This is a genomic window from Nitratireductor sp. PBL-C9 (assembly GCF_050877045.1).
Taxonomy (GTDB): domain Bacteria; phylum Pseudomonadota; class Alphaproteobacteria; order Rhizobiales; family Rhizobiaceae; genus Nitratireductor; species Nitratireductor aquimarinus.
On sequence record NZ_JBPAXW010000009.1, the window covers coordinates 294,322 to 302,622 of the forward strand.

An 8,301-nucleotide genomic window follows, 5' to 3' on the forward strand; every position below is an offset into this window, starting at 1 on the left:
TGGCATTGGCGCCCGCGACAAGCGGTGTGACATAGGCCAAGGGGAGATGTGAGACTGCTGGCTTCCCGCCATCGTCCGCGATCTGAAAAGAGTATTGTTTCACACAACCTGTCTCGAACAAGCAGTCTCGAAAACCAAGAGAGTCGAATGAGGCCACAACAGCAGAACAGGCGCATGCGCGGCCGCGGAAACAACAACCGCAAGGGTCCCAATCCGCTGGCGCGCAGCTATGAGAGCAACGGTCCGGACGTGAAGATCCGCGGAACCGCGCAACAGGTGGCGGACAAATACACCACGCTGGCGCGCGACGCGCAGAGCTCCGGTGATCGTGTGATGGCCGAAAACTATCTGCAGCATGCCGAGCATTACAACCGCATCATCGCTGCCGCCCAGGCGCAGCAGCAACAGCAGCAGGCGCGTGACAACCGCGACGATGCTGATGGTGATGACGAGCAGGATGTTGCCGAAGCGAGCAATGGCAACCAGAAGCCGCAGCGCCAGAAGCGCGTGGACGATGGTTCCGGCCCGCAGCCGGAAATCAAGGGTGTTCCCGCAGAACTCGCGCTGAACGGCGGCGAAGGTGCAAACGGCCATGCGGCCGAAGCTGCCGAGCCGGGCGCAGAGGAAGAAAAGCCGAAGCCTGTCCGCCGCACCCGCAAGCCTGCCGCAGCAAAGACGCAGGACGAGGCAGCGACGCCCGAGGGTGAGGAAGGCGAAAAGCCGGTCAAGCGTCCGCGCCGGACGCGCGCCCGCAAGACCGATGACGCCGAGGGTGGCGAAGGCAATGAAGCCGCAGCCCCCGTTGCAGCGGCCGAAGAGGTTGCCGCGCAGGGCTGAACGGCCTGACATTCCAGAGCATTTTGAACGGCGGGGTTTCCCCGCCGTTTTTCGTATGTCCCCATCTTGTTCCTATAGGGATATGTTCCCATATCCCAATCAGTTGGGCTTGCCACACGAGACCGTGATAATCTGATTGCATCACGGTTTATGGGAGCCCGTCGCATTGGTCGTTGTCAGCGCTGCAAAGCAGGCTGGCAGGGAAATGGAGACACTTATGAACTTTGACAAATATTCCGAGCGCGTCCGCGGTTTCATTCAGTCCGCCCAGACCCAGGCGCTCAGCAGCAATCATCAGCAGTTCACGCCCGAGCACCTGCTCAAGGTGCTCGTTGACGATGAGGAAGGCCTGGCTGCTTCCCTGATCGAGCGCGCCGGCGGGCGTGCCAAGGATGTGCGCCTCGGTGTCGAGGCCGCGCTCAAGGCAATGCCGCAGGTGGAAGGCGGCAATGGCCAGCTTTACATGGCGCAGCCGCTGGCCAAGGTTTTCTCGACCGCCGAGGAGCTGGCCAAGAAGGCTGGCGACAGCTTCGTCACCGTGGAGCGACTGCTCACCGCGCTTGCGGTCGAGAAGTCGGCCAAGACCGCCGACATCCTGTCCAAGGCCGGCGTTACGCCAACCGCTCTCAATCAGGCCATCAACGATATCCGCAAGGGCCGCACGGCTGACTCGGCCAGCGCCGAGCAGGGTTACGATGCGCTCAAGAAATATGCGCGTGACCTGACGGCCGATGCGCGCGCCGGCAAGCTCGACCCCGTGATCGGTCGTGACGACGAGATTCGCCGCACGATCCAGGTCCTGTCGCGCCGCACCAAGAACAACCCGGTTCTGATCGGCGAGCCCGGCGTCGGCAAGACGGCCATCGCCGAGGGCCTTGCCCTGCGCATCGTCAATGGCGACGTGCCTGAATCGCTTAAAGACAAGCAGCTCATGGCGCTCGACATGGGCTCCCTGATTGCCGGCGCGAAATATCGCGGCGAGTTCGAGGAGCGTCTGAAGGCGGTGCTTTCCGAAGTGACGGCTGCCGACGGCAACATCATCCTGTTCATCGATGAGATGCACACGCTGGTGGGCGCGGGCAAGGCGGATGGCGCGATGGACGCGTCCAACCTTCTGAAGCCGGCTCTGGCCCGTGGCGAACTGCACTGCGTTGGCGCGACGACGCTTGATGAGTACCGCAAGCATGTGGAGAAGGACGCCGCTCTGGCGCGTCGTTTCCAGCCGGTTTTCGTCAGCGAGCCGACCGTCGAGGACACGGTTTCGATCCTGCGCGGTCTGAAGGAGAAGTATGAGCAGCATCACAAGGTGCGGGTCTCCGACTCGGCGCTGGTGGCCGCTGCGACGCTCTCCAACCGGTACATCACCGACCGCTTCCTGCCCGACAAGGCCATCGATCTGGTGGACGAGGCATCCTCGCGCCTGCGCATGCAGGTGGACTCAAAGCCCGAGGAGCTGGACGAGATCGACCGCCGCGTCATGCAGCTCAAGATCGAGCGCGAGGCGCTGAAGGCCGAGAAGGACGAGGCTTCCAGAGACCGTCTGGTCAAGCTCGAGAAGGAGCTGACCGATCTCGAGGAAGAATCGGCGCGCCTCACCAGCCGCTGGGCTGCCGAGAAGGACAAGCTCGGACTGGCCGCCGATCTGAAGAAGCAGCTTGATGAAGCCCGCAACGAACTGGCCATTGCCCAGCGCAAGGGTGAGTTCCAGCGCGCCGGCGAACTGGCCTATGGCCAGATCCCCGAGCTTGAGAAAAAGCTGGCCGAAGCAGAGGCCCAGAGCGAAGAGGAAAGCGCTTCCGGCATGGTCGAAGAGACCGTCAAACCGGATCACGTGGCCCATATCGTCTCGCGCTGGACCGGTATTCCGGTCGACAAGATGCTGGAAGGCGAGCGTGAGAAGCTGCTGCGCATGGAAGACGAGATCGCCAAACGGGTCGTCGGCCAGGGCGAGGCGGTTCAGTCCGTCTCCAAGGCCGTGCGCCGTGCGCGCGCCGGTCTTCAGGACCCCAACCGGCCGATTGGCTCCTTCATGTTCCTCGGCCCGACAGGCGTCGGCAAGACGGAGCTGACCAAGGCGCTCGCCAGCTTCCTGTTCGATGACGAGCAGGCGATGGTGCGCATCGACATGTCGGAATTCATGGAGAAGCACTCCGTGGCCCGGCTCATCGGCGCGCCTCCCGGCTATGTCGGCTATGAGGAAGGTGGTGTTCTGACCGAGGCGGTTCGCCGCCGGCCCTATCAGGTGATCCTGTTCGACGAGGTCGAGAAGGCGCATCCGGACGTGTTCAACGTGCTCCTTCAGGTTCTCGATGACGGACGCCTGACGGACGGTCAGGGCCGCACGGTCGACTTCCGCAACACGCTGATCATCATGACGTCGAACCTGGGCGCCGAGTATCTCGTCAACCTTGGCGAGAACGAGGATGTCGACAAGGTTCGCACCGAGGTGATGGATGTCGTGAAAGCATCGTTCCGGCCCGAGTTCCTGAACCGGATCGACGAGGTTATCCTGTTCCACCGGCTGCGCCGGCAGGACATGGGCAAGATCGTCGAAATCCAGCTTCAGCGGCTTGAGCGTCTGCTTGCTGATCGCAAGATCACGCTCGACCTCGATAAGGATGCGGTCGAGTGGCTGGCCGAGAAGGGTTACGACCCGGCCTATGGCGCGCGTCCGCTGAAACGGGTGATGCAGAAGGAGTTGCAGGACCCGCTGGCGGAGAAGATCCTCCAGGGTGAGATCTTTGACAACTCCACGGTCAAGATCACGGCCGGCTCTGACAGGCTGAACTTCCGGCCGAGCCGGGCAACGAATGCAGATCAGGCCGAAAAAGCGGCCTGATTCCAAAACACGAGGGGAGGGCGGATGCAGCTCGATCACTACAACGCAGTTTGTTCCGCCCTTCCACACGCCACCCACGTTGTTCAATGGGGTGGTGCGCATGTCTGGAAGGTGGGCGGCAAGGTTTTCGCCATCGGCAGCGCGGCTGACGGCGGAGATGTTGCCGTCTCTTTCAAATGCTCCGAGATGGCCTTCGACATATTGAAGGAGCAGCCGGGCCTGCGGCCCGCCCCCTATCTCGCTTCACGCGGCATGAAGTGGATCCAGCGCCAGAGCGCGGAAAGCATGGATGACGCTGCCCTTGAGGACTATCTGGCCGAAAGCCACCGGATCGTCGCATCGGGTCTGACACGCAGGCTGCAGCGCGAACTGGGCCTCTCCGCCACCTGATTAGCGACGCGAAAAGTTCAAAGACTGGCCATTTTCACGTCCGGTTCATCTCCTATGGTAAATAGTTCGTCAAATGGGCGAATCGCTGGCGGGTGATCAGCCTATCCGTGTGGGACCAGACGAGGGGCTAAAGACGTGAAACTGCAATTGCTGACCGCATTATGTCTGGCCATGGGGCCGACGGCAGCCATGGCCGCCATGCCGGAGAGCGAAGACCGGCGAAACGGTTTCGTGTTGCAGCGGGGCAATGATCAGACTGCTGGCCGGGGCATGACGGCCGAGACATCGACCCAGGCGCCGGTACAACTCGCCCAGAATTACGACTTTGACGTCTATATCGATCAATATGGCCGCGAGATCATCGTCGACGCTTATACCGGCGAGGTGGTGGAGATCAGGCCTGCCGCGCGCGGCAACCAGCGCCCTGCGCGCCGTCCGGCGCGGCCGCGCGAGTTCGACGGGGATGTTTATGACTTCTCCGACCCGCGCGATGTCGACCGTTACCGTCGCGACCGGGGCAGGGCGAACCGTGCTCCCGTCGAACGCCAGCCCGATCCCTATTACGACCGCTCCTATGGTGAAGCGCCGCGCTACAACGACCGCAACATCTATCCGGAAGCGCCGAATTACGGGCGCGGTTCCATCGACCGCGCACCTCTGCAGCCCCCGAATTCACGTGACAGCATGGCCGGCATCCCCGGCGAAGAGCCGCGCTTTGAACCGGGAACGGGCAACGCGTCCGGCACGCCGACCCTGCCGGGAGATGCGGCTGTCGTTCTGCCGCGCGGCGTGAGCGAGGATGTCACGCGCTTTCAGGTTCTGCTCGACCGCGCGGGCGCGTCTCCGGGCGTCATCGATGGCCGGACCGGCGACAATGTGAACAAGGCGATCCGCGCCTATCGCGATATCACCGGCCAGACGCTCAGAACCTATGACAATGAATGGGTGAAGGCGGAGCTGGAGCGCACCGGTGGTCCGGCTTTCAAGGAATACACCATCACCGCCAAGGATGTGGCCGGTCCCTATATCGCGTCGGTTCCGGCCGATTACAGCCAGAAGGCTGCGCTCGGCGCACTGTCCTACACCTCGGTTGTCGAGGCGCTGGCCGAGCGCTTCCATATGGACGAGAAATATCTCGTTGCGCTCAATCCGGATGCGAATTTCAACCGGCCCGGTACGGTTATCAAGGTGATCAACACCGGCAAGCCGAAGAAAACCGAAGTCGTGCGGATCGTTGCCGACAAGGGCGCGCGCCAGGTGCGCGGTTACAGCGCCGACGGAAAGCTGGTCGCCGCCTATCCGGCCACCATCGGTTCGGCGAGCACGCCGTCGCCGAGCGGCACGCACACGGTCACGCGCATCGCGCTCAACCCCGAATACACCTACAATCCGAAGGTCAATTTCAAACAGGGCAACAATGACAAGGTTCTGACCATCCCGCCTGGCCCCAATGGCCCCGTCGGAACGGTCTGGATCGCGCTGTCAAAGCCGACCTACGGCATTCATGGAACGCCCAATCCCTCGAAGATTGGCAAGACGGCCTCCCATGGCTGCATCCGGTTGACCAACTGGGATGCAGAGGAACTGGCCAAGCGCGTGAAGCGCGGCGTTTCGGTGGAGTTCGTGGATTAAGCTTTCCGCAGCCATCCGGCACTGCCCGATGGATATTGCCGGTCTGCCGTTTCAGGGAAATGGCAGACCGCTCGCAACTTTTTGATTCCTGTGAAGCTGGCTGTCAGGCAATCCTGCCTGACAGCAAATGACTCAGCTGCCCGATGCAGCAACGGAAAGCGGTGTCTCGTCGTTTTCCTGAAGCAGTTCGTCAATGCGGCTGCGCTCGCGCTCGAATGCCAGCAGGTCCTTGCCCTTCAGCGCCCGGTTGTCGGGCAGGCGGACGCGCATCGGATCCACTTTCGTGCCATTGACGATCATTTCGTAGTGCAGATGGTTGCCGGTTACGAGACCGGTCGCGCCGACATAGCCGATCACCTGCCCCTGACGAATGCGCGCGCCCGTCGTCACACCTTTCGCGATGCCGCTCTGGTGATTGTAGGAGGTTTTGAAGCCATTGTTGTGGCGGATGATCGTCTGGCGGCCGTAACCGCCGGCCCAGCCGGCCTTTTCGACCACGCCGTCGCCGGCCGCGATGATCGGCGTGCCGCGCGGGGCGGCCCAGTCGACGCCGGTGTGCATCTTGCTGTAGCCGAGAACCGGGTGACGGCGCATGCCGAAGCCCGAGGTGAACCGCCCGTTGGGCACCGGGTTGCGGATCATGAAGCGTTTCGAGCTGCGGCCTTCCTCGTCGAAATAGTCGACCGTGCCGTCATCGAACTGGAACCGGTAGAAAGTGCGGGTCGCGCCGCCGAAACTCGCCTTTACATAAAGAAGCTCCGACTGGTCCGTCGCATTCTTGTCCGCATCGGGTGCGGAGAAGAAGACTTCAAGCTGGTCAGCCGGCGAAAGCCGCGACTGAAAATCGACATCGGCCGAAAGCAGCTTCACCAGCCGCTTCGTCATGTCCGGGGTCAGCCCGTAGGCATAGGAGGCACGGTAGATGCCGTCATAAACCCGCGGCAGATCGGAGCGTGGCATGCGGCGCGGCGCGGTCGGATGATCGAACGCCGCCAGAAGGACCGGATTCATCTCCGGTTCCTGCGCCGGCACATATTGGTCGCGGTCATCGAGCGCGATCGTCACGATGTGCTTCTTGCCTTCATAGATGCTGGTGCGAACCACGCGGCTTTTCACACCGTGCGTTTCAATGCCCACGCGCAGCAATGTGCCGGCCTTCAGTTCCGTCGCATTGAGCAGCTTGGTGATCGCCTCGACCATGCCGTCGACATCTTCACCCTTGTAGCCGGACTGGGTGAAGACCTCGGCCACGGCCCGCTCTGTGCGGAAGGGAATGAGGTCTTCGGCAAATTCGGGTGTCGTTTCGCGACCGCTGCGCGCAGCGACCGAGACATTCTCGGGGATGATGCGCGCGCTGAAGGCGGCCAGCGCCTGGGTGGAAAGCGTGTCGCCGAAGCGCTGCGGATCCACGTAATGAAGAGAGGCCACCTGAACGTCGCCATCGGTCAGGATCGCGCCCGTGTTGCGCACGGCCACTTCCACTTCTTCCGTGCTCAGGCTGCGGGCCGAGGAGAAGTCGGAAGACCAGAGCGGAAAGTCGCCGCTCTTGAGGCTCACTTCGCTCTCCACCTTGGCACCATATATAAGGCCCGTGCGGGCGGTGCTGGTTGCGCCGTCTTCTGCAAAGACCGCGAGCGGGTCGAAGGGCGGATAATCCTTGTCTGTCGTATGGCTGGCGGTCAGCGCCATTTTCGCATGAACAAAGGGCAGGGTGCGGATCAGATCCGTGTCGCCGCTGCGCATGACGGTGGAGACTTCCATCATGCGGCGATCCTCGCCGCGGCTGATCGTATGGGGGGTGACAAGGCGGCCGGTCTTCGCGGCTTCGCCAACCGGGTCTGCGATTTCTCCCAGAAGGGCGATTTCCGGCGGAGTGGCCAGCTGCTGGCGGCCGTCGAGGGCGGCCGAAAGCGCAACACCCATCAGAACGGTCGAGGTCACACCTGTAAGAAAGGTGCCGATCAGCCAGCGCGCGGAGATCTCACGCCGGTCCGGCGGTCCGCTGCGTCCATCCGCAATAAGAGGATCGTCCTCGCCGATGGCCTGTTCGATCTGCTTGTTGTTGTTCATTGACGATGGCGCCTTGGTCTTATGCATTTGGGCTGGACCCGTCACGGCAACCGAAATGGTCGCGCCCGGTATGGGCGGACAGGCAGGAAACCCGGTTCAACATTACGCCGGAGAACAATGGTGACAGAGGTCGTTCCCCCAAACCCTCTCGGACATGAACACCTGACCTTATATATAGGGCGTCATATGTAGGGCGTGAAACGCGCCCGCATCGACGTCGATATCCAAGATCACACATCCCGCGTGTATTCATTAAATTCGACTCTAATGTGACCGGGCGCCCAATGGCAACAGAAGAGCGCAAACGGGCGCAAAATGGCGGTTTTGCAGATTTCTGCCCTGTTTGTCGTTTTTTATTATCGTTTGAAATCAGTGGGTTGAGTGTGATTTCTTTCGGTTCTTAGGTTGGAATACGAAGAAAAACGAAAAACTTGAAAAAAGCGCGTTGACAGTTCGAGGGGGTCCGGCCTATATACGCCTCACCAACGAGGACGGCGGCGCCGCAAGCCGGCGACACGGTCCGGCCTCGGAGT

Annotated in this window: 5 protein-coding genes; 4 read left to right on the forward strand and 1 reads right to left on the reverse strand. The window is 61.9% G+C overall.

Annotation, left to right across the window (positions count from 1 at the left end):
- Positions 1-174: 174 nt before the first annotated feature.
- The 4 genes from ACRTG1_RS19570 (at position 175) to ACRTG1_RS19585 (ending at position 5,698) form a co-directional block, all read left to right on the forward strand.
- Entirely contained in the window at positions 175-837 is a 663-nt protein-coding gene (locus ACRTG1_RS19570; protein WP_283800036.1) for a DUF4167 domain-containing protein, read from the forward strand.
- A gap of 217 nt (positions 838-1,054) precedes the next feature.
- Positions 1,055-3,676 (forward strand): ATP-dependent chaperone ClpB, encoded by a 2,622-nt coding sequence (gene clpB, locus ACRTG1_RS19575; protein ID WP_206546226.1) that lies wholly within the window; start codon positions 1,055-1,057, stop codon positions 3,674-3,676.
- 24 nt (positions 3,677-3,700) lie between these two features.
- Entirely contained in the window at positions 3,701-4,066 is a 366-nt protein-coding gene (locus tag ACRTG1_RS19580; protein WP_206546227.1) for an MmcQ/YjbR family DNA-binding protein, read from the forward strand.
- Positions 4,067-4,237: 171 nt separating this feature from the next.
- Positions 4,238-5,698, forward strand: coding sequence for a L,D-transpeptidase family protein (locus ACRTG1_RS19585; protein WP_244974868.1), 1,461 nt, complete (start codon positions 4,238-4,240; stop codon positions 5,696-5,698).
- A 132-nt stretch (positions 5,699-5,830) separates the two neighbouring features.
- Here the strand turns inward: ACRTG1_RS19585 and ACRTG1_RS19590 are convergent, their stop codons facing one another.
- Positions 5,831-7,768 (reverse strand): M23 family metallopeptidase, encoded by a 1,938-nt coding sequence (locus ACRTG1_RS19590; protein WP_206546228.1) that lies wholly within the window; start codon positions 7,766-7,768, stop codon positions 5,831-5,833.
- Positions 7,769-8,301 lie beyond the last annotated feature (533 nt).